This is a genomic window from Patulibacter sp. NPDC049589 (genome assembly GCF_040675535.1).
In the GTDB taxonomy this organism is placed as follows: Bacteria; Actinomycetota; Thermoleophilia; order Solirubrobacterales; family Solirubrobacteraceae; genus Patulibacter.
Genome location: NZ_JBFAPC010000017.1, coordinates 13,792 through 37,937, shown reverse-complemented (window position 1 = coordinate 37,937; position 24,146 = coordinate 13,792). Strand labels below are relative to the sequence as shown.

Below are 24,146 nucleotides of genomic sequence, written 5' to 3'. Positions count from 1 at the left end.
GAGCGTTGTATGCCCGATACCACCGGAAATCTACAACCACGCGCGCGGCCGGTTGCACCCCACGAAAAAGGAGCCCGACCATACGACGGCCGAGCTCCCGGCTTTACCTCGCAGCTACGGGCGGTGGCCCGTGGGGCTACGAGGCGCCGCGCAACGCGTCGCGGCGGCCCTCCAGGTGCGTGGCGACGCTCTGCGCGATCTGATCGATCAGCCACAGCGCCGACCAGTCGACGAGCCGGTACTGCACCCGGTTGCCGTCCCGCTGACGCACCACCAGACCGGCCTCGTAGAGCGTTCGCAGGTGCTTGGCAACGTTCTGCCTCGTCGACGGCACGCTCGGGAGCTGGTCGGTGATCTCCTGCACCGTCGCGGTTCCCAGCCGGTCCAGCAGCGCCATGATCTGCACCCGCGTCGGCTCGCCGATCACCCGCAACCGCACCATCACGACCTCCAGCACCTCCGGCGAGCTGACCGCCCGAACTCCGCGCCCGGCCGCGCTCCCCCCGGGCGGACGCGCCTGGACCCCGCGGCCCGCGCCCCGCCCGCCGACCGGGGAAATCCGATCGCTTCGCGGCGGCGTCCCATACGTCTTGACCATTCTTCACGCTCCTGTTTTTCGACCCCGCCTCCTACCGTTGGCGAGGCGGGGGATTTGCACCATCGTCGGCGATCACCACCATCAAGTCGACAACTCCGAAAGCGTGCGCTTTTCCGGTTGCACCACGACCGACGACTGCATTCTCGCGATGGCTCGAATGCCTCTGTACTAGCCCTCGGTGGCGGCAACTTCGAGACGCAGATGCGCCCAGTGGGCGACAGTGACCCCCGGCCCGTTCGCACCGGGCCGCTCGACGATGCAGATCCGGGGCATCGAGGGACGACCCGCGAGTGCCTCGTGTGGTCGAACCTCGTCGTAGAGCCGTCGGAACGCTTCGACCTGGTCAGTCATCTCCTCTCCGTCGGCCGTCAGCTGGCGCCAGAGGCATTCGATCTTGATCGCGCCGTGGTATCGCTCGATCACGCTGTTGGCCTCCGGGCTCTTCTTCCGCGTGCGGATGTGCGTGAGTTCGGGGCGGTTGTCGGTGAACCTGGCGAACGCGTCGCTCTTGAAGCCCGGGCCGTAATCGGTCACGAGGAAAATCGGGTGACGGTCCCGTCCGGCTCGGTGAGGTCTTCCAGGGACGGCCGGGCGAGGAGGCGTTCGGCTTCGTCGATCGCGGCCTGACCGGACGCGATCGCGTCGCGGTGGGTCTGCGTCTTGGTGGCCGGGCCCGCGAGGACGACCTTGCCCCAGTAGCCGACGACGTCGCCGGAGCGCCACGTCCCCCCGCCGGCGGTCTCGAGCTCGAAGTAGGGTCGGGTGCGGGTGGGGGATCTGGGCGGCGATCTCGTTGCCGATGAACCCGATCTCGCCGGCGGCTGCGAGGGGCCCAGAGGTGCGTGAGGTCCTGCGGGTCGATCAGGCGGTGAATCGACTCTCCGGCGTCCACCGGAGCACTGATGAAGAGTGCGGCGACGACGAAGTAGCCCGCGCGCTTCTCGGCAACCCGAGAGCGGAGGAGGAACGCGATCGCCAGAGGGGTGGCGGTCAGGGCGTCGCCGGCGTTGTGGATGACGTGGGCCAGGAGCGCGAGGCTGTTGGTCAGCGCGAAGATCGCGACTGCGCCAAAGCGGTGACCAGCGGGACACCGAGGCTGATCGCGACGGTCCGGAGGCCGTCACGGGACTGCGTGATCAACCGGTCGACGAGGCCGTGGCTGTGCCCGTGGTCATCGACGTGGCCGTGATGCTCGACCGCTTCGATGTCGAAGTCGAGGTGGTCGACGTAGTCGTCGGTGCAGGTCGGCAGGTGACTCATGCCGCCGTGCCTTCCTTCGCCGCGTGGGCGATGGTTCCCTGGGAGTAGCGGTTGTTCGGCGCGGTTGCGGACCGCGGTGAGCGGGTCGGCCATGTGGTGATCGCGCAGCCGGGTAAAAACGCGTGGCGTCCGACGCGAAGCACCGCGACCGCGCCGAGCTGTCGCAGCACCCGAAGTTGCTGCGACGCGACCGTCGAAGAGACCTCCGCCGCGGCAGCGAGCTCCTCGACCGTCGACTCGCCCGAGATCGGGGCGTAGAGCAGTCGCGCGCGGCTGGGGCGGTGAACGCCGACATTGCCTCCGCGATCCGGTCACTCTCCTCCCGCTCTAGCCGGGCGGAGACGGAGCGGTACTCAGACGGATGCGGCATCCCAGGATTCTGTCACTCCTGCGCACCGTGCAGGTGCGCCGCGGTCAGTGGTAGGCATGCACGACAGCGTGGCACTTCCGAATCGCGAACCCCTCCTATCGGCCCTGGCGCGATTGGCCGTTACGGTCTACCCCTGGGGGGTACTAGTAGGCCCTACGGCTTCCCTCAGCTTCGACGCCGCATGCGGTTGTATGCACCGCCCCTCGCTCGCAAGGGGAGCCGCAATGAGCCAACACTTCTCGGCACGCGCCCCCACTTCCCTTTGACCATGGCACCGCTGACGCTGCTTTTCGTGCTCATGGCACTGGTGGCTGGTTCGCTGGCAATTGCGTACGCGCTAGCGCGCGCACGGCGGCCGGTGCGGATCCGCCACGAAGACGAAACGCCGTCGTGGACCCGCTTCCACGTCCGGTACTACCTGGTGGCGCTGCTCTTCCTGGCGTTTGACATGGAGATGGCGTACATGTACCCGTGGGCCGTCGTTTTCCGGGAGCTCGGGCTTTTCGCGTTCGTTGAGATCGGGTTTTTCCTCTCGGTGCTGGGCCTCGGTATCGCCTACGCCTGGCGCGAAGGAGCGCTTGAGTGGTCGTGACCGCACCTGCTCTCGTGCTTCCCGACGAGCAGTCTTGGGCGCTCTGGGGGCCGGACCCGGCAGAGCTCGGGCTTCGCGCGGACCACGGGCCACCCGAGCGGCTCCGGGACGCGCTCGTGCCCGAGTCCTCTTTGGGCGCGGCCGCTGACGCACTGCTCGGACGTCTCCCGGACGAAACTGCGGTGCAACGGTCGGCAGCACCGACCGGCACCGTCTCGGTCGACGATCCCGAACCTGACGATTGTTCGGAAGGGGGTGACGATGGGGACCACGACATGATGGCGATCGTCGGTAACCCCTCCGCCGACGGATTGATCATGGAAGACCTCAAGGTCGTCCATGGCCCCTTTGGAACCGCTCTGCCCGGCGGGCTGCAGCTGTCGGTCACCCTCGACGGGGACGTCGTGCGCAACGCCACGGTCATGGCGCTGCTGCGTGTGGCCGCCGACACGGGCGCGCCGACGGCGCCCGACCTGCTCGCCCCAGCTGCATGGCGGGCAACGCTGAACCGTGCGCTGGACCGTCCAACCGATCTGCGGGCCGTCGAGCATGAACGTGCCCTCAGCCACGTCGCTTGGCTTCGGGCGTTGGGTCGACTATTGAACGACCAGCGCCTAGCGACCGCTGCCGGTCACACCGTCGTTGCGCTACGCCGTGATAGTCCTACGGCGCAGGAGCAGGTCGCGCACCTCGGGTCGCTGCTGAAGCGGCGGACGATCCGCCGGCGGTTGGAAGGCCGGGCCCGGCTCGATGCCGACACGGTCGCCGCGCGCGGGCTGCGCGGCCCGATCGCTCGTGCCGCAGGCATACCTGACGACGCCCGCGGCACCGACCCCGCCTATGTGGCTATGGGGTTCTCACCGTTGACGGCTGCTGGCGGAGATGCCTGGGCGCGGGCGGGGCTGCGCGTCGCCGAGGCTCTCGCCGCGGTCGACCTGTGTCGACGGCTGGCCGACAGGTCCGCTAGCACCTGTCACGCCGTTGCCGCACCCGCCGTCGAGGGTCCTCGAGGGCCGCTGTCGGCGCAGCGGATCGGGGACCGATGGAGGCTGAGCGCGGCGGGCGCCGATGCGGCCCGGCGCGCTGCGGCGGATCTGATGATCGGGTGCGAGTGGTCCTCGGCGCTCATGGCCGCCGTCTCGCTGGACCTCTCGCCGTGGAATATCGACGCTCATGAGTGACTGGACCCCCTTGGCGATCCTTTCTGTCGCGCTCGTCGGCGCGTGGGGTGTGGCGCTGTTGCAACAGGCGATCGCCACGGGACAGGTGCGGCCGTGGGTGTTGGTTCGCTCGGGGGTCGACGGGCTCCGCGAGCCGCTCAGTCGCCCGGACCAGCGTGATGCCGTGCTGTTCCACACTGCGCCCGCGCTGCTGGTGCTTGCCGCGGTACTCACCCTGGCGTTCGTGCCGTGGGCGCCGGGGTTTCGCGGGATCGACCTGTCGACCGGTGCGATCGCGGTCCCGGCAGCCTTGGCGTATGTGACGCCCGCCATCTTCATGGCCGGATGGGGTGCAGGACGCCCTCTCGCGGTGGTCGCGGGGTTTCGCTGGATCGCGCTGATGCTCGCCTACGCGATGCCGATCGCGATGGTCGTCACCGCGGTGGCCGCACCGGCCGGATCGCTGCGGCTGAGCGTCATCGTCGACGCGCAGCATGCCGTGCCCACCGCGATCGTTCAGCCACTCGCGCTGGCGCTGTGGCTGCCGGCCGCGTCGGCGGTCTGCTTCTTGCCACCGTTCGACCTTCCTCACGCCCCCTCGGAGCTTGGCGGCGGCGCGTTTGGCGAGTACACGGGGCTTGACGCCGCGCTGATCCGTCTGGCCCAGCGCATCCTCGTGGTTGCGATGTCGGCGATGACCGTCGTGTTGTTCGGAGCGGGCTGGCACGGTCCGGTGTTGCCGCCCGCCGTCTGGATGACCCTGAAGACCGCGATCGTGGCCGCGCTTGCGCTGTGGGTCGGTGGCCGGGTCCCGCGGGTGCAGATCGACCGTCTGTTGCCGTTCGCGTGGAAGGTCGCCAATCCCCTCGCGTTGTTGGCGATCGCCTGGGCGGGGCTCGTGACGCTGGTGTTCTACCGATGAGCCCGGTGACGACTGCCCTGGTCTTCTGGCCCGCGGCGCTGTTGATGCTCTGGACGGGCCTGCAGGTCTTCCGAACAAGCTCGATGGCTCGCGCCGGTCTGCTGCTGCTGGCGTCGCTCGCGCTCGAGGGCTTTGTCTTCCTCGCGCTCGCCAGCGAGTTTCTTGGGGTGCTGTTGCTGCTGATGATGAGCGGTGAGATGGTCACGATGACCTTCTTCATGGTGATGTTCATGCCCGACCCTGGCGGCCTGATGGGGATGGATATGACCCACGACAAGCGTCGCTCGATCGCGGTGGCGGTCTGTGTCGGGATCGGTCTGGCTGTCGTCGCAGTGCTCACCGATTGGCCGGCGCGGGTGGTCGGCACCTCAGCGCCCGACGTACGCGCGATCGGCTTCGAGGTCATGGGCCGCTCGATGCTCACGTTCCTCTTCGCGGCGACGACGATCCTTTTTACGATGGTCGGCGGGGTCCTGCTGGCCAAGCGCGGCGGACGTTTCGGTTTGCCGTCACCGGGAGCTGAGGACCGATGATCACCCTGCCGATCGTGCTCGGCTTCGCTGCGGTGCTGTTTGCCATCGGTCTGTATGGCGCGCTGGGGCAGACCAACGCGATCATGGTGATGATGGGCGTCGAGCTGATGCTCGGCGCGGCGATGCTCAACGTCGTCGCGTTCCTACGGTTCTCCTTTCCGGCGGCGACGAGCGGGGCGTTCTTCGTGCTCGTGCTGATGACGTTGATGGCGGTGGAGGCCGCGATCGGGTTTGGCCTGGTGATCAGCGCCTTTCGTACCTCGCGGACCGCCGAAATTGACGACCTCGACGAGCTTGAGGGCTGATGTCCGTGGTGCTTGTCCTCGCCGCGCTCGTGCCTGCCGTCGGTGCGCTCGTGGTGCGCGTCGCGCCGCGCCCCGGCGCCGTTGCGGTGCTCGTCGCCGCGCTCTCGGCGATCCCCGCGGGGGCCTTGCTCGTGGCGGCCGCCGACGGCGAGCGGAGCAGGACCGGGTTGACGTGGCTTCCTGCTGCCGGCCTTCGTGTCGGGCTGCGACTCGACGCGCTGTCCGCCGCGATGAGCGCGACCGTCGCGGGCGTCGGAATCATGGTCCTTCTCTACGCGGCCGGGTACTTCACGAGCGACGCCAGGCGGGGTTCGGCGCTGGCGGGCCTGCTCGCCTTCCTCGCCGCCATGCAAGGACTGGTGCTCGCCGACGGCTATCTGTCGCTCCTGATCGGCTGGGAGCTCGTTGGTGCGGCGAGCGCCCGGTTGATCGCGTTTCCGCGGACCGATGCGGGCGACGCGGGCGCCGTGCGGGCATTTCTCACCACCCGCTCGGCCGACGCCGGCCTGTACCTCGCGGTGCTGGCGTTGCTCACAGCGACGGGGTCGCTCGCATTCACGGGCGACCGGCCGTCCGGGGCGCTCGGCACGGTCGTAGCACTCGGACTGATCGTCGCCGCGGCGGGCAAGAGCGCCCAGGTCCCGTTGCAGGGGTGGCTGGGTGGTGCGATGGCCGGTCCGACGCCCGTCAGTGCGCTGCTGCACTCCGCCACGATGGTCGCCGCAGGGGTCTATCTGCTCGTGCGCTCCGCCCCGCTGCTTCACGGCTGGCCGCTCGTCGTGATCGGCTACCTCGGCGCGACCACCGCGGTGGTCGGCGCGTTGATCGCGCTGACCGAGCGGGACCTCAAACGGGTCCTCGCCGGATCGACGTCCAGCCACCTCGGGCTGATGCTGCTGGGTCTCGCGGCCGGTGGACCGGCCGTCGCGATCTTCCACCTCGTCGCCCACGCAGTCGGCAAGAGCGGGCTCTTCCTCGCCGCCGGAATCTTTCAGCACGCACGCGGCAGCACGGATCTTCGGGACCTTCGCGGTGCGGGTCGCGACGACCCCTGGACGTTTGGCCTGTTCACCGTTTGCGGGGCGAGCATCGCCGCCGTGCCGCCGCTGGCGGTCTTCTGGAGCAAGGATCACATCGTCGCCGCCAGCGAGATCCGCGACGCCTGGTTCGTGCTCGCGCTGCTGGCCGCCGCAGGCGCAAGCGCGTACGTCCTCCGAGCAGCCCTCGTCCTCTGGGCCCCGGCAGTGCAGCAGCAGCCCGTCGCGACGCGCGGTCGTGGCCCGATGCTGACCGCGCTCGCAGCGGCGGCGCTGGCGACGATCACGTTCGGTGCTCTGGGCGGGCCTGTCGAGCGGCTGCTGAACTCCGGACCGCTGCCCACTTCGCCGTCGTCATTGCTGGCCTCGCTCGTGGCCGTGACGCTCGGCGGCGTCGCCGTCCTGGTCGGCCGGCGGTCCCGGCGGCCGCATGCTGCGTCCGCCGCGGTCGCGTCGCGATCGCGGCACGGGCTCCCGGGCGCCTCGCGGACGGGTCCGCGTACCGCCTTCGCGGTGCGAGCGACGACTGCGGCGTCAGACCGAATCGTCGCTCGCTCGGCGTGGGGTGCGCGGGTGATCGGTCGCGGCATCGCCCGTGCCGAGCGCGTTGTCCTCGATGTGGGCGTCGACGGTGCGGCACGGTTGATCGTGCGACTGTCGCGGCTCCTGGAGATCGCCGAACGGCGCGGCGTCGACGCAGCCGTCGACCGGGCAGGTCGGGGAGGCCTCGCTGCCGGGCGATTGTCCGACGCGATCGAGCAGCGCGGCGTCGATGCGCTGGTGGACGGCCTCGCAGGCCAGATCGGTCACGCCGGCGATGCGTCCCGGCGACTGCAGTCCGGCCACCTCCACGAATACCTGCGCGACGCGACGCTCGGCGTGTTCGCGCTCGTCGTCCTCCTCGTCCTGACCGCGCTGCTCTGATGCCCTGGCTTACTCTCACCATCGTCCTCCCGTTCCTGGGCGCAGCGCTGACGCCGCTGCTGCCCGCGCGGCCGGGCCGGGCGCCGCTGCTCGTCGCGCTCGGCGCGACAGCACTCGCCGGCGTCTGCGTGATCGCGACCTGGATCCGGTTCGATCCTGCCGACGGGATGCAGCTGGTCGAACAGGCCACGTGGATCCCTAGCCTCGGCGTCGCCTGGCGCCTCGGCGTCGACGGGATGTCCCTCGCTCTGGTCGCGCTGACCGTCGTGTTGTTCCTCGTGGCGATCATCCACGGCCTCGGACCGGCACCGATGTCCCGTGCTGCGGCCGGACTGCTGCTGCTGCTGGAGGCCTCATGCCTCGCGTACTTCCTGGCCGAGGATTTCTTCCTCTTCTACATCGCCTTCGACGTGACGCTCGTGGCGATGTACTTCCTGATCGCCCTCTGGGGAGGAGAACGCCGCCGCTACGCCGCGCTGAAGTTCTTCCTCTACACCCTGATCGGGTCGCTTCCGGTGCTCCTGGGCATCATCGCCATGGTCCTCGCATCAGACCACGGGACCTTCGACATGATCCGTCTCGCCGACGAGCAGCCGATCGCGGGCACCGGGCTCGGGGCGTCGCTCGCGTTCGTGGCGTTCTTCGCGGGTTTTGCGATCAAGACACCGATCGTGCCGTTTCACACCTGGCTTCCCGCGGCCCACGTCGAGGCGCCGACCTCGGGCAGCGTGCTGCTCGCCGGCGTGCTCCTGAAACTCGGCACCTACGGCTTGATCAGGGTCAACCTCCAGATGATGCCCGAGGCGTTCCAGCACTTCGCGCTGCCCGTCGCGCTGCTCGGCCTCGTCTCAGCGCTCTACGGCAGTCTCGTCGCGCTGGCCCAAACCGACCTCAAGCGCCTGGTCGCGTACACGTCGATCAACCACATGGGCTACATCGTCATCGGCATTGCCGCCGCAGCCGCCACCGGAATCAGCGATCGCGGCCGGGAACTCGCGATCGACGGCGCCGTGCTCCAGATGATCGCCCACGGCATCGTCACCAGCGGCCTCTTCCTGCTCGCGGGGATGATCGCCGAGAAGACCGGGACACGAGACCTCCGCCGACTCGGCGGGCTGTTTCGCCCGCTCCCGGTCCTCGGCGCCGTCGTCTCGATCATGTTCTTCGCCTCGCTCGGGCTGCCCGGGCTCGCGCAGTTCCCAGCCGAGCTGCAACTGTTCCTCGGCGCGTTCGACGCCTTCCCCGTCGTCGGTGCTCTCGCGGTCTCGGGAATCGTCATCACCGCGGGCCTGTTCCTCCTGGCGCTGCAACGTGCGTTCATGGGCCGCACCCCCGAACGCCTGCACGACCTGGCGGACCTCACCCGCCGAGAGCGCGCGACCCTGGCGCCACTGCTGCTGCTGACCGTTGTGCTCGGCATCTACCCACGGCTCGCGCTCGACGCGATCCATTCCGCCTCCTGGCTCCTGTGATGGGCAACGGCGGCACCCTCCAGCAGGCCAAGACGGCCGAGGACACCATGCTGCGCGAACTCGCGTGGCTGGCCCCGATCGGCACGCTGGCGGTGGCCGCGATCGTCGCAGTCGCGCTCGCCACGTTCCTTCCGCGTGCGCACCAACGAGCGGTCGCAACCTGGGTCACCGTCGCGCACCTGACCTGCGCCGCACTCGCAGCCGGGGTCTGGCTGGACCGGGGGTTCCGCTCGACGATGAGCGCCACGGTGCAGGTCGACGGCCCATCGCTCGCGCTGACAGGTGTCGTCGGGATCGGCGGCGCGATCTGCTGCATCCTCGCTGCACCGGCGGTCCGCGGAACCGACCGCGAGGGAGAGTTCTACGCCGTCCTGACCTTCGCGTCGCTCAGTTGCGTCGTCCTGGCAAGCGCGGCGGACGCCGCCCTGATCGCCATCGCGATCGGCGCGCTCGGCCTAGCCACATTCATCCTGACCGGGTACCTCCGCGGCTCAAAGCGCGCCAACGAAGCATCGATCAAGTACTACATCTTCGGCACCGTCAGCGGCGCGATCATGGCCTACGGCCTGAGCTGGTGGTTCGGGCAGGCCGGCACCACGTCGCTGCGGGAGATCGGGGTCGCGCTCTCCAGCGCTCCGGCCGGAATCGTCGTCGCCTCGACCGCCATGGTGCTCGTCGGACTCTTCTACAAGGCCGCAGCGGTACCGTTTCACTTCTGGACCCCGGACGCCTACGACGGTGCCCCACTCGCCGTCGCGGCATACCTCTCGGTCCTTCCGAAGCTCGCGGGCCTGATCGCGCTTGCCCGCGTCCTCACGCTGGCGCTCCCAGCCGACCTGATCGGCTGGAGCACCGTGATCGCCATCGTGGCTGCGGCGACGATGACCCTCGGGAACCTTGCGGCCCTGCGGCAGGACAACGCGGTGCGCCTGCTGGCCTACTCGTCGATCGCCCAGTCCGGCTACATGCTGATGGCGGTGGCCGCCCTGGACCGATCCGAGCAGGCGCTCCCGGCGCTCATCTACTACGCGATCGCGTACGCGGCCACCAACCTCGCGGTGTTCGCCGTCGTCATCGCGGTCCAGCGCGAACAGGGCTCCGTCGCCATCTCCGCGTTCGCCGGCCTCGGACGGCGCCACCCCCGGCAGGCCACAGCGCTCGGCCTCGGACTGCTGTCGCTCGTCGGGATCCCGCCGCTGACCGGCTTCGTCGGCAAACTCGAGCTCTTCACCGCATCGATCGACGCCGACCAGACGTGGCTGGCCGTGATCGCTGTCGTCAACACCGTGATCTCGCTGTTCTACTACCTCCGCCTCCTCACCCCGGCGATACTTGAGTCAAGTGAGCCGACCGTCGGCCGAGACGACACCGATCGCAGCGGCCGACGACACGGAATACGCGCAGTCAATCGGGCAGCGACTGCAGCTGCCAGTGCCGTCCTCGTCTTCGGACTTGCCGCCGAGCCGTTGCTGTCCCTAGTCGATCACGCGACGATGCTCCGCTGAACGCATCAGATCGGCGCTCGTCGCAAGTGACGGGGGCAAAGGAACTCGCCCGCTAGGGAGCTTGGCCGCACTCGATGCCTGCGACTGCCTGACCGGGACCGTCGGCGCGGACAGACACCGCCGCAGTTGAGCCGCCGCCGCGAGTTCTAGCCCCGCGACGTGCTCGTTCGGTTCGCGCCCCGTCAGCCGCGGTACCCGAAGTACTCGGACGGGACCGGGCGGTACCCCTTCGTATGGAAGATGCGCGTCATGCCGACTGGAGCGCCGTGATAGCCGTCCATCATCTTGTTTGAGGTGTGGTGGGGCACGTGGCAATGGAAGATCCAATTGCCCGGCCTGGTCACACGAAACTCAATATCGATGAACTCGCCCGGCGCGAGGTTCACGACCGTTTCCGGCGACCGCGCGGCACGCGGTATGGCGTAACCGTTCTTCGCGGTCTCCTCGAATGGCATGCCGTGCAGGTGCATGGAGTGGGAGAGGTTGGAGGCGTTGTACAGCCGAATGCGGACCTTCTCGCCCAGCCGCACGGTCAGGGCGTGGCCCGACGCGTCGCCGGTCTTGCCATTGATGGTGGAGAACGGAAAATCGCCGGTCCCGGGCGGAAATGGCGCAACCAGCTCCCCCTCGCCGGGCGGCGCGAACTGCTGCAGGACCATCGCGTAGTCGCGATCGACCCGCTGCGCTGCAGGCACGGTGCGCGGCTGCACGATGAGAAAGCCGTCCAGGCCACGCAGCTCCTGAACGGCGGACTTGGTGTGAGAGTGATAAGCGAACGTGCCAGCGCGGCGCAGCGCGAACTCATACGTGTGGCTCTTGCCGATCGCGATCGGGTTCGGCTGGCTGATGCCGGCGACGCCATCGTCGCTGTTCGGCGCGCCGGCACCGTGAAAGTGGACGGTCGTGGGCTCGGGCAAGTCGTTGCGCACCACCACTCGGATGCGCTCCCCCTCGCGAGCGACGAGCGTCGGCCCGGGAGTGGATCCGTTATAGCCCCACACCTGGACGTTCTTGATCGGGAAGCCCGCGATCCGCTGGCGGAACTGGGCGGCCGTCAGCTCGAAGGTCCGTGTGTTGCCGCGCAACGAACCGTTCAGGGTCATGACGCTCGGGGTTACCGGCGTCCGCGGTCGGACCGCCCGCGAGGAGCTCGAGCTTGCCTGGGCCGGCGTCGGACCGCCCTCGAGTCCGATAGGGACCGCCGGGAAAATAAGAGCTGCGATGGCCAAAACGGCCAAGGGCACGAAACGCTGCGGCCTCATAGGATTCATCTCGGGTTGGGGTCGTATCTTGGTGTCGTTGTCCGACACCGCGTAGGAGGTTTACCCCAAAGCTGAGGACCCAAGCACCACATCCGGTTCCGTTACGCTGGCTTGGAACCGGCGAACTCCGGGTGAACTCGCGCCTTAAGGCCCGTGCCGCGGCGAACTTCTTCGTGGCGCGGGCGCCGATCTGGATCACCTCCCCCGTGACGCAATCGCGAGCTCGGCGAGCAGCACGCTCCCTGGTGCAGAACCGTGAAAAGCCGGTCACCACGACGTGCCGGCTACCGACCAGCTTGCGGCCGACGAGCGTACCGCCGGTGTGATCGTTCGCGGGTCTTCCAGCCGCCGGCCGCTCACTCCGTGGGCATGCGCGGAGGGATCTCGCATTGCCCGGTAGTCACCTACCGCGGCGAGACTGGGCAGGAGACTTCGCCGCGGAGGCGGATCGCCAGTCCCAAGGTGAGAAGCGCGACACTGAGGACGCCGAGCACTGGCTGCAGGGGTCCGAAGTAGTTCAAGGTCCCCGTGACGCCGAATAGGGCGACGACCAGCTTGTTGCAGATTGGGCAGCCGATCGCGAAGAAGGCGAGCAGTGAGCCGCCGGCCCCTCCTTTCGCGGGGGCGCTTGACTCGCGACCACGGATACCGACGTAGGTCGCCGCGGTCAGCCCCATCAGGGTCGCGGTGACCACCCAGATGGGGTAATCCCACCACGTAACCGGTGTCATCCGGTGATAGAGCGACGAGGGGACGACACCCGTCGGTATGCCGATGACCAGGGCGGCTGCGCCCCCTGCAAGCAAAGTTGCCGCCCATCGTCGCCTGGGCCACGAGCCCAGTTGCAATGCCAGATCACGGGGCAACGCGGGCGAGCCAGTCGAGCGGTCCATCGGGCGATAATAGCTCCTGGTCCGACAGGGCGTCGGAGCTTGCTGCACACTTACTTCGCCGCCTTCCGCATTAGGGGCTACCAGCACCTCTGCCCCTCGGATCCGAAAGATCGAGTCCTCGTTGCCGCCTTCTCAGCATCCTCTTGTCCGACGCCTCGTCGTCGTGTTGGTGGCGCTGCTTTCCGTACCGCTTGTGTCGACCTCGTTCTCCGACGCCGCTCAGCAATCGCTAGCCGGGAGGATCGGTGCGACGCGTGAGCGCCTCACGCGCCAGCAGGGCCGTGCGCGGGTGTTGACCACCGACGTCGCACGGTATTCGGCCCGGGTCCGTGAGCTCGAGGGCCGAGTGGGAGTCCTACGGACGCGTCAGCGAGACGCCGAGGAAGACCTCGGGACGAGTGAGGGCGCTCTTCAGCGCGCCCAGACCGCGCTGAGGGGCCAGCGCCGCAGGCTGGTACGGCTGCGTGCGCGTCTAAGGACGTCGCGGCGCGTCCTCGCTGCGCGTCTTGTGGAGCTCTACCAAGCCGACAAGCCCGACCTGGTCGGTGTCGTCCTCAACAGCAACGGATTCACCGATCTGGTCGAGCGCGCCGAGTTCTTGGCAACGATCCACCGCCAAGACGCGCGCGTCATGGGGGCAGTCTCGACGGCGCGCAGTGAGGCTGCGCAAGCTGAGCGCACCCTGGCTCGCACCGAAGCCCAAAGACGTGCAAGCACCCAGCGGATCCGCACCCGACGAGATGAGATCGCCGCCGTCAGAGTTCGGGTGGAACGCTTCCGCGCAGGTGTCGTTTCCGTTCGCAACCAACGTGCGCGGATCCTTCGAGGTGTTCGCCTCCGCAGCCGGGAGCTTCGGGGCGATTTGGAGGCGATGCAGCGGCAGCAGGCGCGCGTCCGAACTACGCTCATGCGGGCTGCTGCGCGTGCCCAACCGGACACGCCGGAGGCGTCCTCGGCAGCGGGGCCGGTGAAGCGAGGCACAGGGGCGTTGATCTGGCCGGTCAATGGTCAGCTGACGTCTCCATTCGGACCGCGCTGGGGACGCCTGCATGCTGGGATCGATATCGCGGTCCCGACCGGCACACCGGTGCGGGCTGCGCTCGCGGGGACCGTCACGATCGCGGCGGTCGTCGGGGCGTACGGGAATTACGTCTGCATCAGTCACGCCGGGAGCCTTTCGACCTGTTACGCCCACAACTCGCGGCTGAACGTGCGCCCCGGGCAACGCGTCGATCAGGGCGAAGTCATCGCGGCGGCCGGCAACACCGGGATCAGCACCGGACCACACCTGCATTTCGAGACGCGGGTGAATGGCACCCCCCGCGATCCCATGGGCTACCTCTAGGAACCTGAACGTGGCTCCTCACGCACGCAATCGCCTGCTGGTGATCATCATCATCGTCCTGTTCGTGGCGGTGCTCCTAGGCACGTCGTTGAAAAGCCTCAACAGCACTCAATCCGACGGTTCTGGCGGCACCATGGCCCCGGGAATGCAGATGCCTTAGCTCGCCGCTCACGGCGCTGGCGCGGCCCGCGGGAGAGTCCGAGCGGTCGACGTTTCGCGATCGTTCAAACGGTCCGATCGGATGCCCAGTACGACGAAGGTGGTCACGACCGTGACCAAAACGGCGATGAACAGAACGAGGACGAGTCGAAGACCCGCTGGGCGCCTGCGCTGACGGATCGTGGTGGTCATCGGCGGCCGATCTCGTTCGCCAACGGCGGCACGTCGAGGTCGTGCCTGAGGCCACGACGTACGAGGGCATCCCCCACGAGCGACCCGATCGCTCCCCCGGTAATGACCGTGATGGCCGGGAACCACCACCCCCACCATTTCCGACGGGCGCCCTGGCCGGTCATGGCGAGCAAGGCCAGGAAGCCCACCCCGTGCACCATGCCCAGGGCGGATACGAACGACTTGGTCTCGACAAGGCCGAGGAAGCCAAGAGCCAGCGGAATCAGCAACGCGAAGTCGACGACAGCGACGACCGCTATGGCGTTGAGCAGGCGCCGCGCGCGTGCGGACGGTGAGGTGAGGTCGGTCATTCTCTTGGTTCGTCGCGTTGTGGCGGTAGGCGAAGCCCGCGCTTCTCGTGGAGCCGTAGGAATCCCGCGGAAGCGGCGACTCAGGGTTCCGTCACCTGTGCCACGGAGTCGCCGGCACGAGCCTGCGCGGGCTTCGCTTACCTATCCCTTGCAAGCGCGCCGAAGACTCCCGATGGGGCTCGCGCCCCCCGGTGTCCCTTCCCCGACGCGCGAGATGACCGTAGCATCTCTCTTACACTCTGTCGGAGTTGGCGCAACGTCGACGACGGATCCGCGATTGGTCCCTCTTCGGTCGACGATCCGCACTCCGCTCCTTTCGCCTGTGCTTCCGGTCGCTTTACGCGCCGTTCGGCAACGGTCTACATGCTGTAGGAGTTATGGCTCGTCTCACTGATCGCGCGACCAATGACGAACGGGGTTCGATGTTGAGTCGACGGCAGGCGCTGGCTGCTGGTATTGGGGCCGTGGGCGGCTTGTCGCTCGGCGGTTATGCGATTGCGGATTTGTTGTCGGAGCCTTCGGCGGCGCGGCCGCGGGCCGACGTCATTCTCCGACCGAAGACCACGACGGTCGAGTTTGGGTCGCGTCGAGCGGCGACTTGGACGTTCAACGACAGGCTGCCGGGCCCGGAGGTGCGCCTGACCCAAGGTCGGCCGGTACGGATCCGCGTGGACAACGATCTTCCGCAGGCTACGTCGGTCCACTGGCACGGCATCCGTCTGCAAAACGATGCGGATGGGGTGCCCGGCTTCACGCAGGATCCGATCGCGCCTGGCGAATCGCATCTCTACGAGTTCACACCGCCGGACGCCGGGACCTACTTCTTTCACACCCACGTCGGCACCCAGTTGGACCGCGGCCTCTATGGCGCGCTCATCGTCGACGCGCGCCGAGAGGAGCTGTCCTACGACGAAGAGGCGGTCCTGGTCCTGGACGACTGGCTCGACGGCGTCACCGGTTCTCCCGATCAGCAGCTCAAAGCCCTCCAGGAGGCGGGGATGGCGATGCAGATGGGCAGCGGCTCTGCATCCGGCGCCTCGGATACGCGGGGCACGCATACAGGTCTTGCGGGAGGAGCCGCTTCGGTCGGCAGTCTTGCTGGCCTGGCCAACCAGATGGAGGCCAAACGCGTCGACGTTGGCGACGTGACGTATCCGCTCTTCCTGATCAACGGCCGGTCGCCCGAAAACCCGCACCAGGTGCCCACGAGGAAAGGGCAACGCACACGTCTTCGGATCATCAACGCGGCCGCGGACACGACCTTTTGCTTCTTCGTGGAAGGACAGACGTTGACCGTCACCCACAGTGACGGTCAGCAGGTCGACCACGTCACGACCGACGCTCTGGTGCTCGGCATGGGAGAGCGCTACGACGTCCTGGTCGACACCACCGACAGCAGCACTCCCCGTCGGATCCTGGCGATACCGCTGGGAAAGCCGGGGCGCGCGCTCGCCGTGCTGCGACCGACCGGCACAGGCCCGAGAGCCCCTGATCTCGCCGGTGGGTACTCCATGCCGCGCCGTATCCTGGACTACCGCGATCTGCGAGACGCCGGGGAGGCCGGCGAGCTCCCTGGGGCCGATCCGCAGGTCACCAACGTCGACCTGACGATGGCCGCTCCCTACCGATGGGCGATGGGTGGCGAGGTCTTCTCCAAAGCACCAGCGATCGCCCTTCGACGAGGCCGTGCTCAACGTTTCGTGATGCGAAATCGAACGATGATGCCCCACCCGATGCACCTGCATGGCCACTCCTTTCGGACCGGTCCGGGCGCGGCGTTGAAGGACACGATCATCGTCCCTCCGATGCGGACGGTGAGCGTTGACTGGGTTGCGGACAACCCGGGAGCCTGGGCGTTTCACTGCCACAACGTCTACCACCAGGAGGCCGGCATGATGCGCAAGGTCCTCCTCGCCTGACTGCCGCAGGCAATGCCGCGGACCGTCCCGCGGCATTCCCGGCTCGCGGTCGTTTAGTAGGTGTCGACGGGCATGCCGAGCGTCATGAACGCGTAGATCGATGCTGCGTCGGCCATCGGGACGCGCAGGCATCCGTGGCTGGCGCTGTAGCCGGCAGGAACCGACGGATAGCCGTGCACGGCATAGCCGCGGATGAAGTACGAGGACTTGAACATCCCCAGCGCGTTGGTGCCGGGGTCCTTGCGGTAGACCCGGAACGACCCACGGATCGTTGGAGTCGAGGGTTTGCCAGGGGAGGTATGGAAGATGCGCAGCGGCTTGCCACCGTCGACCTCGATCAACACGCGCCGGTCGACGTCGACCTCGATATGGCGTCCGTGCGTCGGGAACTTCACCGCGATGCGGCCCTTGCCGGCGCGCAGAGTGCGGAACACTCCGGGGGTCGCGGCGGTACTTGCCTGGAGCCCCGAAACTTTTCGCAGCGCGAGGACGGCGCGTTGCGTCCGGGCGTCATAGACGCCTTCCCTGCCGACGACGTAGGCGTTGCGGGTCAGCATCTGCTGAAGGACTCGCGTGCCAAGTCCGCGGGCCCCTGGGCGTAGCGTGGTCGGAACCTGCGAGACGATCGTTGTCGGGGCGGCCGTCGCCGCGACCGGTTGGCCGTCGGGAATCTCAGCCCGAACGACGACCCGGGCGGCGCGGCGCAAACGATCGGGGATCGGAAGGCGCGCGATGCCGCGAGCGCTGTCGCCTGCGACTTGCAGCGGTACTGATTCAGTAACCCGGCGAGCACCGGCGGTGAAGCTCACCCGGACGGTGGTGCCGGCGACGTATTGAGGGGTAACGGCGAGCACCGTCCATCTGTCGCCCTGAAGGACGGGAGTGCCCGCGGGCTTCTCGACGACAATCTGCAGACTGCTGGTGATGGGCGCCGCCGCGGTCTGGCCCGAGGCGGTCGGGGCGAGGAATGCAGATGCAAACGCGACGCCCGCCGCAGCGGCCGTGCAGCGGGCGGTGAGGTGGCGAATCGGCATAGGCGAACGCTACCGCATCCCCGACACGTTGTAGGACTTGGGGTGCCGTGGCGCTAAATCCGCTTCGCACCGACGAAGTGAGAGCCCCAATAGCTGTCGAAGATGGGGTGCTCCATGACTCCACGGCTGCTGGTTGCGGAGATCACGGTCGTCGGGCCGGTGGCGATCCCGACGTCCGAGGCGCCGGGTCCGGCGGTGTTGAAGAAGACGAGGTCGCCGGCGCGGATGTTGCCCTTCGACACCGTGCTGCCTTCGCCGTACTGCGCGAAGCTCGTGCGCGGCAGCGACACTCCGGCTTGCTTGAACGCCCACTGGACCAGGCCGGAGCAGTCGAAGGAGGACGGCCCGGTCGCTCCGTAGGAGTACGGCGCGCCGGTCTTGGAGCGCGCTGCGGAGATCGCTCCGCCGCCCCCGTTGCTGGAGCTGCTCGCGGTGGACGATGCGGCGCTGGGCGCGCTGTCGTTGTCGGGGGTGCCGGGCGAGGCGCGGATGCCGAGGCTGCTCAGGGTCGCGGGGCCGGGGACGCCGTCGACCTGCAGCCCGTGCTCGCGCTGGTAGTCGCGAACGGCGCTGCGTGTCTGGGGGCCCCACTCGCCGTCGACAGCGATCCCGAGCTTGCCCTGGATCGCACGGACGGTCGCCGTGGAGAGGCCGGGGTCAGCGGCGTCACTGGTGCTCGCCCGGGAGCTGGCCTTGGTGGTCGCCGATGCCTTCTTCGCGGCGCTCCCTAGTCCGAGCTTCGCGGCGGTCTGCGCTCCGACGACGCCGTCGATCGCCAGACCGTTTGAGCGTTGGAAGGCGCGGACGGCTTTGTGGGTCTGGGTGCCGAACTCGCCGTCGGCGGTGATGCCCAGGGCGCGCTGCAGGGCGGCGACGCGGGAGCCGCTGTCGCCGCGTTTGAGGACGGAGTCGGTGACGGGTGCGGCCTGCGCGGTGCCGGCGGTGACGGCCTCGGTGGCGGGAACGGCGAGCGTCACGCCGACGAGTGCCATCGCGAGCTTTGATCGCGCGCCCTGCTTGACCCCGACCTTGCGTGCGGCTGCGGTCTCGCGGCGCAGGCGGGAGCGGACGGTGGAGCGCTCCCAGAACTCGAGCTCGCCGAGGTCGCGGTGCCCGGGTCGAGGGGCCCGGAAGGCGTAGGACTCGTCGGGGATCCCGATGCGCCACAACTCCGTGGTTGTCGTCTTCGTGCCGGTCGTCGGTGCCATCTCGGTCTTCTCCTGATTCGTTCCGGTTGCCCGTCTGCGGACGGGCTGCGTGGACGTCGTCATCCCCCCGGCGCCTGGGGCCCTGTGGAGCCCCGGCGGGTGGGGTGGGTGCTGGTCGCTCAGCCTGCGGGGGCGAGGCGGCGAGCGCCGACGTAGTGGCTGCCCCAGTAGTCGTCGAAGGTCTCGTGCTCGAGGACACCGCGGCTGCTGGTGGCGGAGACGACGGTGGTCGGGCCCGTGGCGATTCCGACGTCGGAGGCCCCGGGGCCGGCGGTGTCGAAGAAGACGAGGTCTCCCGGCTGGATCGCGTCGCGCTCGACGGGCTCGCCCATGGTGAACTGGTCGAAGCTGTAGTGCGGCAGCGTCACGCCCGCCTGGGCGTAGGCCCACATCGTCAGGCCGGAGCAATCAAAGCCGCCGGGGCCGTCGCCGCCGTACTCGTACGGGGTGCCGGCCTGGCTCATCGCGGCCTGGACGGCCTGCGCGGCGGCGGGCCCGGGAGCAGCCGTCTGTGGTGCAGCATCAGATCGGAGCTTCGCCTCGATCGCGGCAGCGAACTTGAGCTCCATCGCATGAAGGGTCTGCAGGTTCGGGCGGCCGGTGGGAACGAGCTGCTTGGTGCGCTGGTACCGCTTCAGGGCGGTGCGGGTTCCCGTTCCGAGCGCGCCGTCCGGGCGGACCTTGACGCGGCGTTGCACGCTCTTGGTCTGTGAGCGCGTGAGCTTTACCGTCTTGACCGTGAGGTCCGGGTCCGGTGACGCAGGAGGCGCCGGGGCGGGCGCTGCGGTAGCGGCCGGCGGTGCAGCCGGCGTTCCGCCGCTGGGGCTCTGCGCCATGGCGCTGGCCGGCAGGGCCCCGAGGGTGATGCTGGCGGCCAAGACGATGCCGCGGGTGAACTGCTTCACAGGCGCTCTCTTTCGATGGCCTACGGGGTTAGCTGACGGGCTGGCGCAGAAAGACAGCGCCTCCACAAACGCGTGGATTAGCCCCAAAACCACTTGGGTCCCCCGTTCGCTCGAAACCGTTCGAGCGACTCGGCGTCCGCAAGATAACACCCCAGGACGCCCCGCGCATCAGCCTCCGACGATTCGTAGGAGTAAACGGCCCTCGGTCGTCGATGGATGGGCGCATCCACCGAGCCTTGCGCCAGCTCGCCGCCCCGCTGCGACACCGCGTGGAAGTCCGACAGTCCATCGATTCAGGCTCATGGCGCTAGCCCATCCGGGTAGCACGGCGGCGAGGCGCGGAACCGGTCTGAACGCCGGGACGAGCGCCGTCTCCACCCCTCCCCATGACAGGAGCCCTTATGTCCAACGCCCAGCAGATGCTCGAAACCCACCCGCAGGCCTTCGCCGTCGACGGCGCGGCGATCGCTCGCTGCGTCGATGCGTGCTTGGAGTGCGCGCAGACGTGCACCGCATGCGCCGATGCGTGCCTCGGCGAGGAGATGGCCGCCGAGTTGGCCAAGTGCATCCGGCTCAATCAGGACTGCGCCGACGTGTGCACGGCGGCCGGGCGGGTCGCCGGTCGCCAGACGGCGTACGACGCGAACGTCTCCGTGGCGATCCTGCAGGCGTGCGCGGCAGCCTGCCGCGCCTGCGGCGACGAGTGCGAGCGCCACGCCCAGATGCACGCACACTGCCGCATCTGCGCGGCATCGTGCCGGGCGTGCGAGCAGGCCTGCAACGACTTGGCGGCCGCGATCGCCTGAGCCGCAGCTGAGGCGCTCCGCGCGGCCGCCCGGTGGTCAGCCGTCGCAGGCGTGCGGGACGGGCGCGCCGTTTGCCTGCTGCTGGCCGGCGGCGATGACACTGGGCACCGAGGCCGTCAGACCGAGCAGCAGGACGACGCCCAGTGCTGCGGTGGTGTTCAGGGCGCTGCGGCGCAGCGCTCCGGGTGTCCGGTGGCCGCTGAGCAGTTCGTCGACGCGGTCGCGGACGTCGCGGCCTCCACCCAGCGGCGCGACGGCCGGGTTCTGCGAGATCGTCGCTTTGCAGATCGCGCTCGCGAGGGCGAAGCGGTCGTGCTGGCGGGCGAGCGCCCAAGCGTCGGCGTCACGTTCGAGATGGAAGCGCAGCTGCGAAACCGCATGCTTCGTTCCCGGAATGAAACGCGCCAATGCGCGGCACGCCTCGGCGTAGAGGACGACGAAGCGGTGGCGCCTGCGGATGTGGCCGTGCTCGTGATCGATTCCGGCGGCGAGCTCCTCGTCGTCCAGCTGCGTCAGGGCGCCGGCGGACACCACGAGTCGCGGATTGCTGAACCCGGCGGCCGCGACGAACACGTCGGGGCCGCCGACGATCACGCTGTCGGCCGGTCCGCGTCCGACGGCGTCGCGGGTGATCAGTCGTCGGATCGACCGGGCGGCGCGGACGAGCCCGAAGGTCAGCGAGATCGCCGACGCTGCCAGCAGGAAGATCGGGAAGATCGCCACGGCGTCGCCGACGCGGTGGCCGGCCACGCCGAGGTGGGTGGTGGCGATCGGGATGATCGTGTGCCAGCACCAGTGGGTCATCGCGTCAAAGAGCGCGGTCGCCGGCAGGAAGAGGACGAGGTAGAGCGCGACGAAGACGCTGGTCAGCGCCCGCAGGCCCAGCGCGACGCCCCAGAGCGTGGCGGCGGTCGCCGGCGCCACGCGTCGCAGCGGCACGACGTGCGGCAGCAGCACCGCGACGACGACCAGGAGTGCCAGGAGAATGATCACCGCCTGCGGGCCTCACGTGCGGCGGTGGCCTGGCGGGCCTGCTCCTGCAGAGCGGAGAGCTCGTCGGTGTCGATGGTGCCGATCAGCTGCGCCAGCGCGGCCTGCCGGGCCTCGAGCGACGCTCCTGCGAGGGTGCGCTCGATGGAGCGCGACAGGTACTGCCCTTCGGTCACCTTCGCGGTGTAGATGAACGTCTTGCCGCGCCGCTCCCGCGAGAGGAGACCACGATCGACGAGACGGTTGAGCACGGTCTGCACCGTGCTGTAGGCGCTGCGGTGCCGGGCCGGTAGTCCGGCGCGGACGTGCTCGACGGTCCCTTCGCCGTTGTGCCACAGGACGATCATGATCTGCTCTTGCAGCTCGCCCTGAATGGCGCCGTCGGTCATCGGACGAGTATGGCACCCCAAGTCCTACGGATCGTGGGAGATCGCTGCGGGCCTATCGGGTGGGCTTCTTCGCCCAGGCCAGGCCGCCCTCGTGGTCGAGCACCTCGACGCCGACGTCGACGAATCCGGCGCGCCTGAGCTCGTCGGCCCACCACTCCGCTCGCGCGGGGTGCTCCCAGCGGCCGCTGGCGACCCGTCCGGCGTTCTTCAGCAGTCGCACGACTCCCGGCACGCCCTTGCGGAGCATCGCGCGGACCTTCTGCGTCACGACCTCGCGGTCCCGGGCGTCACCGAGGCCCAGGCCGAACATCATGTCGCCGAAGACGAGGCGGCCGCCGGGTCGCAGGACGCGCCAGGCCTCGAGCATCGCGAGGTGCTTGCCGGCGTCGTTGAGGTGGTGGAAGCAGTAGTTGGAGACGACGAGGTCCACCGCGTCGTCGACGAGCGGCAGGCTGACGGCGGAGGACACAACGGCTTGGAGATTCTCCAGACCGGCGCTGGAGGCCTTCGCGCGGAGGTAGTCGGTCATGCCGGCGGAGAGGTCGACCGCCCAGACGTGCTCGACCTGGTCGGCAAGCGGAAGGGCCAAAAGGCCCGTGCCCGAGCCGACGTCGACGGCTCGGTGATGGCTTTCGGGCTGCGCGAGCTCGAGGATCCGTTCGCGCAGCGAGAGGAACCCGGGACAGCGGGCGACGGCCTCGCCGTCGATGACGTGTCGATCCCAGTTCTTGGTCATGGTGCTCATGGCTGCAACTCCGACAGCTTGTAGGGCTTGGACCGGGGAGCGTAGCGAAGTCCGACGGTCTGTAGGATTTGATGGGTGCCGTCCCCACCCCCGCGTGCAGCTCGTCCGGCGCCCGCACATCACCCGCTGCTGATCCCGGGCGTCGTCCTGCTGGTCGTGCTGTGCCTCGCGGTGCTGGCGTGGGCGGCCTCGATGCCCAACGACGCCGAGCCGGCCCGCAGCACGGCCGTCACGACGACCACCGCGGAGGAGCCGGCGGTCGTGCGGGTCCTGGCGGGCAGGCGGGAGCTCGGGGCGTTCTCTGTCGCGCGCTACAGCGCCGACGGCCGACTGGACCGGTCCGCACTGCGCGCAGCGGTCCTTGACCGCATCCCGGCTGCCGAGCGCGTGCGTGCTGGGCAAGCGACAGTGACGTTTGACCTGGATCGGGACGCGGGCGCCCGTTCGGCGGTGAGCGCCGCGACGCTCGGCGGCGGTGCGGTGCAGGTCCCCCGCCGAGCGGTGGCCTCGACGATCGCTGCCCCGATCCTCAAGCAGCGCCTGCGCAACAACTGCGAGACCGCGGCGCTGTCGATCCTCATGCGTACCGTCGGCACCACGCGGGACCAGCTCACCCTGCAGCGTCAACTCCCGCGGTCGGGGCCGCTTGATCCGACCGGCAGCGGTGCGGGCATGCGATGGGGCAACCCGGACCGCGGATACGTCGGCCGGGCCGATGGTGGCGGTGTCGCCGGCGGGTTCGGTGTCTATCCTGGCCCGGTCGCTGCGCTGGCGCGTCGCAACAGGGTGCCGTTGGAGAACCTGACGGGCAAGACCGTCGACGCGCTGTACCAGCGGTTGCGTACCGGGCATGCGGTGCTTGCCTGGATCGGGCTCGGCGACGGACCGTACGGCCGCTGGACCTCGCCGGAGGGCAAGGTGATCAAGGTGAACTACAACGAGCACACCGTGGTGCTGCATGGCATCACCCGTGACGGGACGATCTCGGTGTCCAACCCGCTGCAGGGCACCGCGGAGCGATGGACGTCACAGCAATTCGAGGCGATGTGGCGGCTGCTTGGCGGCCGTGCGCTGGCAACGACCGGCGGAATCCAGGGATGAGTCGCTGGATGATCCTGGCCGTTGGCCCTCACGGGCGGCAGCGACGATCAGCGCCACGCCGCGGCCCCTGGCACGAGATCCGGGTGCAGGCTACTCTCCCTGGCGCATTCTTCAGCGTCGCAGAAGCCTCGGCGGGTACCCTACCCCTGATGGGTATGCCGTTCGCGACC

26 protein-coding genes, 1 pseudogene and 1 riboswitch are annotated in these 24,146 nt (G+C 68.9%); of the genes and pseudogenes, 13 read left to right on the top strand and 14 right to left on the bottom strand.

All coding sequences use genetic code 11. The features are described from left to right. Nucleotides 1-136 precede the first annotated feature (136 nt). The 4 genes and pseudogenes from AB0L40_RS05245 to AB0L40_RS05230 all read right to left on the bottom strand — a co-directional run. Complete coding sequence (locus AB0L40_RS05245) at nucleotides 137-457, bottom strand: metalloregulator ArsR/SmtB family transcription factor (protein WP_364350234.1); 321 nt, start codon at nucleotides 455-457, stop codon at nucleotides 137-139. A gap of 309 nt (nucleotides 458-766) precedes the next feature. Next, entirely contained in the window at nucleotides 767-1,132 is a 366-nt protein-coding gene (locus AB0L40_RS05240; protein ID WP_364350231.1) for an integrase core domain-containing protein, read from the bottom strand. A gap of 510 nt (nucleotides 1,133-1,642) precedes the next feature. Then, nucleotides 1,643-1,951 (bottom strand): hypothetical protein, encoded by a 309-nt coding sequence (locus AB0L40_RS05235; protein ID WP_364350228.1) that lies wholly within the window; start codon nucleotides 1,949-1,951, stop codon nucleotides 1,643-1,645. Next, nucleotides 1,855-2,124, bottom strand: a pseudogene (locus tag AB0L40_RS05230) (helix-turn-helix domain-containing protein); the annotation flags it as partial. The pseudogene AB0L40_RS05230 and the gene AB0L40_RS05235, both read right to left, overlap by 97 nt. Before the next feature lie 372 nt (nucleotides 2,125-2,496). Here AB0L40_RS05230 and AB0L40_RS05225 point away from each other — a divergent pair. Genes AB0L40_RS05225 through AB0L40_RS05190 form a run of 8 tightly spaced genes read left to right on the top strand, consistent with a single transcriptional unit; the run spans nucleotide 2,497 to nucleotide 10,678 of the window. Beyond that, nucleotides 2,497-2,820 carry an NADH-quinone oxidoreductase subunit A gene (locus tag AB0L40_RS05225; RefSeq protein ID WP_364350225.1) on the top strand — a complete coding sequence of 108 codons (324 nt, stop codon included), beginning with the start codon at nucleotides 2,497-2,499 and terminating at the stop codon, nucleotides 2,818-2,820. Continuing rightward, nucleotides 2,811-4,001 carry a hypothetical protein gene (locus AB0L40_RS05220; RefSeq protein ID WP_364350222.1) on the top strand — a complete coding sequence of 397 codons (1,191 nt, stop codon included), beginning with the start codon at nucleotides 2,811-2,813 and terminating at the stop codon, nucleotides 3,999-4,001. The genes AB0L40_RS05225 and AB0L40_RS05220 overlap by 10 nt, the downstream gene beginning before the upstream one ends. After that, nucleotides 3,994-4,902 (top strand): complex I subunit 1 family protein, encoded by a 909-nt coding sequence (locus AB0L40_RS05215; RefSeq protein ID WP_364350219.1) that lies wholly within the window; start codon nucleotides 3,994-3,996, stop codon nucleotides 4,900-4,902. The genes AB0L40_RS05220 and AB0L40_RS05215 overlap by 8 nt, the downstream gene beginning before the upstream one ends. Further along, the gene (locus AB0L40_RS05210; RefSeq protein ID WP_364350216.1) at nucleotides 4,899-5,435 is read left to right on the top strand and encodes an NADH-quinone oxidoreductase subunit J; all 537 of its coding nucleotides are present in this window, start codon (nucleotides 4,899-4,901) and stop codon (nucleotides 5,433-5,435) included. The genes AB0L40_RS05215 and AB0L40_RS05210 overlap by 4 nt, the downstream gene beginning before the upstream one ends. Next, nucleotides 5,432-5,740 carry an NADH-quinone oxidoreductase subunit NuoK gene (gene nuoK, locus AB0L40_RS05205; RefSeq protein ID WP_364350213.1) on the top strand — a complete coding sequence of 103 codons (309 nt, stop codon included), beginning with the start codon at nucleotides 5,432-5,434 and terminating at the stop codon, nucleotides 5,738-5,740. The genes AB0L40_RS05210 and nuoK overlap by 4 nt, the downstream gene beginning before the upstream one ends. Then, nucleotides 5,740-7,701, top strand: coding sequence for an NADH-quinone oxidoreductase subunit L (locus AB0L40_RS05200; protein ID WP_364350210.1), 1,962 nt, complete (start codon nucleotides 5,740-5,742; stop codon nucleotides 7,699-7,701). Before nuoK ends, AB0L40_RS05200 begins: the two co-directional genes overlap by 1 nt. Next, the gene (locus tag AB0L40_RS05195; protein ID WP_364350207.1) at nucleotides 7,701-9,173 is read left to right on the top strand and encodes an NADH-quinone oxidoreductase subunit M; all 1,473 of its coding nucleotides are present in this window, start codon (nucleotides 7,701-7,703) and stop codon (nucleotides 9,171-9,173) included. The genes AB0L40_RS05200 and AB0L40_RS05195 overlap by 1 nt, the downstream gene beginning before the upstream one ends. Next, nucleotides 9,173-10,678 carry an NADH-quinone oxidoreductase subunit N gene (locus AB0L40_RS05190; RefSeq protein WP_364350204.1) on the top strand — a complete coding sequence of 502 codons (1,506 nt, stop codon included), beginning with the start codon at nucleotides 9,173-9,175 and terminating at the stop codon, nucleotides 10,676-10,678. Before AB0L40_RS05195 ends, AB0L40_RS05190 begins: the two co-directional genes overlap by 1 nt. 182 nt (nucleotides 10,679-10,860) lie before the next feature. Here the strand turns inward: AB0L40_RS05190 and AB0L40_RS05185 are convergent, their stop codons facing one another. The 3 genes from AB0L40_RS05185 to AB0L40_RS05175 all read right to left on the bottom strand — a co-directional run bounded on the left by AB0L40_RS05185 (nucleotide 10,861) and on the right by AB0L40_RS05175 (nucleotide 12,833). Further along, complete coding sequence (locus tag AB0L40_RS05185; protein ID WP_364350201.1) at nucleotides 10,861-11,781, bottom strand: multicopper oxidase domain-containing protein; 921 nt, start codon at nucleotides 11,779-11,781, stop codon at nucleotides 10,861-10,863. Further along, nucleotides 11,666-12,235, bottom strand: a complete 570-nt coding sequence (locus AB0L40_RS05180; protein WP_364350267.1) for an HU family DNA-binding protein — start codon at nucleotides 12,233-12,235, stop codon at nucleotides 11,666-11,668. The genes AB0L40_RS05185 and AB0L40_RS05180 overlap by 116 nt, the downstream gene beginning before the upstream one ends. A gap of 109 nt (nucleotides 12,236-12,344) precedes the next feature. Next, the gene (locus AB0L40_RS05175; RefSeq protein ID WP_364350198.1) at nucleotides 12,345-12,833 is read right to left on the bottom strand and encodes a hypothetical protein; all 489 of its coding nucleotides are present in this window, start codon (nucleotides 12,831-12,833) and stop codon (nucleotides 12,345-12,347) included. 508 nt (nucleotides 12,834-13,341) lie between these two features. Between AB0L40_RS05175 and AB0L40_RS05170 the strand changes: the two genes are divergently transcribed. Both AB0L40_RS05170 and AB0L40_RS05165 read left to right on the top strand, forming a co-directional pair. After that, the gene (locus tag AB0L40_RS05170) at nucleotides 13,342-14,178 is read left to right on the top strand and encodes a peptidoglycan DD-metalloendopeptidase family protein (RefSeq protein ID WP_364350196.1); all 837 of its coding nucleotides are present in this window, start codon (nucleotides 13,342-13,344) and stop codon (nucleotides 14,176-14,178) included. Nucleotides 14,179-14,188: 10 nt separating this feature from the next. Beyond that, the gene (locus AB0L40_RS05165) at nucleotides 14,189-14,338 is read left to right on the top strand and encodes a hypothetical protein (RefSeq protein WP_364350193.1); all 150 of its coding nucleotides are present in this window, start codon (nucleotides 14,189-14,191) and stop codon (nucleotides 14,336-14,338) included. Between the two features lie 187 nt (nucleotides 14,339-14,525). Here the strand turns inward: AB0L40_RS05165 and AB0L40_RS05160 are convergent, their stop codons facing one another. Next, nucleotides 14,526-14,879 carry a hypothetical protein gene (locus AB0L40_RS05160; RefSeq protein WP_364350190.1) on the bottom strand — a complete coding sequence of 118 codons (354 nt, stop codon included), beginning with the start codon at nucleotides 14,877-14,879 and terminating at the stop codon, nucleotides 14,526-14,528. 377 nt (nucleotides 14,880-15,256) lie between these two features. Between AB0L40_RS05160 and AB0L40_RS05155 the strand changes: the two genes are divergently transcribed. Beyond that, nucleotides 15,257-16,798 carry a multicopper oxidase family protein gene (locus tag AB0L40_RS05155; RefSeq protein ID WP_364350187.1) on the top strand — a complete coding sequence of 514 codons (1,542 nt, stop codon included), beginning with the start codon at nucleotides 15,257-15,259 and terminating at the stop codon, nucleotides 16,796-16,798. 53 nt (nucleotides 16,799-16,851) lie between these two features. Here AB0L40_RS05155 and AB0L40_RS05150 read toward each other — a convergent pair whose 3' ends face one another. The 3 genes from AB0L40_RS05150 to AB0L40_RS05140 form a co-directional block, all read right to left on the bottom strand. Next, the gene (locus tag AB0L40_RS05150) at nucleotides 16,852-17,832 is read right to left on the bottom strand and encodes a L,D-transpeptidase (protein WP_364350184.1); all 981 of its coding nucleotides are present in this window, start codon (nucleotides 17,830-17,832) and stop codon (nucleotides 16,852-16,854) included. Between the two features lie 53 nt (nucleotides 17,833-17,885). Continuing rightward, nucleotides 17,886-19,040 carry a peptidoglycan-binding protein gene (locus AB0L40_RS05145; protein ID WP_364350181.1) on the bottom strand — a complete coding sequence of 385 codons (1,155 nt, stop codon included), beginning with the start codon at nucleotides 19,038-19,040 and terminating at the stop codon, nucleotides 17,886-17,888. Between the two features lie 119 nt (nucleotides 19,041-19,159). Next, on the bottom strand, nucleotides 19,160-19,945 hold the full coding sequence (locus tag AB0L40_RS05140; protein ID WP_364350178.1) for an NlpC/P60 family protein: 786 nt from the start codon (nucleotides 19,943-19,945) through the stop codon (nucleotides 19,160-19,162). Between the two features lie 2 nt (nucleotides 19,946-19,947). Continuing rightward, nucleotides 19,948-20,090, bottom strand: a riboswitch (cyclic di-AMP (ydaO/yuaA leader). Between the two features lie 256 nt (nucleotides 20,091-20,346). On the opposite strand from AB0L40_RS05140, the gene AB0L40_RS05135 reads away from it, so the two are divergent. Next, nucleotides 20,347-20,751: a four-helix bundle copper-binding protein gene (locus AB0L40_RS05135; RefSeq protein ID WP_364350175.1), complete on the top strand. Its 405-nt coding sequence runs from the start codon at nucleotides 20,347-20,349 to the stop codon at nucleotides 20,749-20,751. A 36-nt stretch (nucleotides 20,752-20,787) separates the two neighbouring features. Here the strand turns inward: AB0L40_RS05135 and AB0L40_RS05130 are convergent, their stop codons facing one another. The 3 genes from AB0L40_RS05130 to AB0L40_RS05120 are packed head-to-tail and all read right to left on the bottom strand — an operon-like array spanning nucleotide 20,788 to nucleotide 22,875. Beyond that, a complete protein-coding gene (locus tag AB0L40_RS05130) occupies nucleotides 20,788-21,744 on the bottom strand; it encodes a M56 family metallopeptidase (protein WP_364350172.1) in 957 nt (318 codons plus the stop codon). After that, nucleotides 21,741-22,130 (bottom strand): BlaI/MecI/CopY family transcriptional regulator, encoded by a 390-nt coding sequence (locus AB0L40_RS05125; protein WP_364350169.1) that lies wholly within the window; start codon nucleotides 22,128-22,130, stop codon nucleotides 21,741-21,743. Before AB0L40_RS05125 ends, AB0L40_RS05130 begins: the two co-directional genes overlap by 4 nt. 52 nt (nucleotides 22,131-22,182) lie before the next feature. After that, entirely contained in the window at nucleotides 22,183-22,875 is a 693-nt protein-coding gene (locus AB0L40_RS05120; RefSeq protein ID WP_364350166.1) for a methyltransferase domain-containing protein, read from the bottom strand. A gap of 75 nt (nucleotides 22,876-22,950) precedes the next feature. Between AB0L40_RS05120 and AB0L40_RS05115 the strand changes: the two genes are divergently transcribed. Beyond that, nucleotides 22,951-23,976 (top strand): C39 family peptidase, encoded by a 1,026-nt coding sequence (locus tag AB0L40_RS05115; protein WP_364350164.1) that lies wholly within the window; start codon nucleotides 22,951-22,953, stop codon nucleotides 23,974-23,976. The last annotated feature ends 170 nt before the right edge of the window (nucleotides 23,977-24,146 follow it).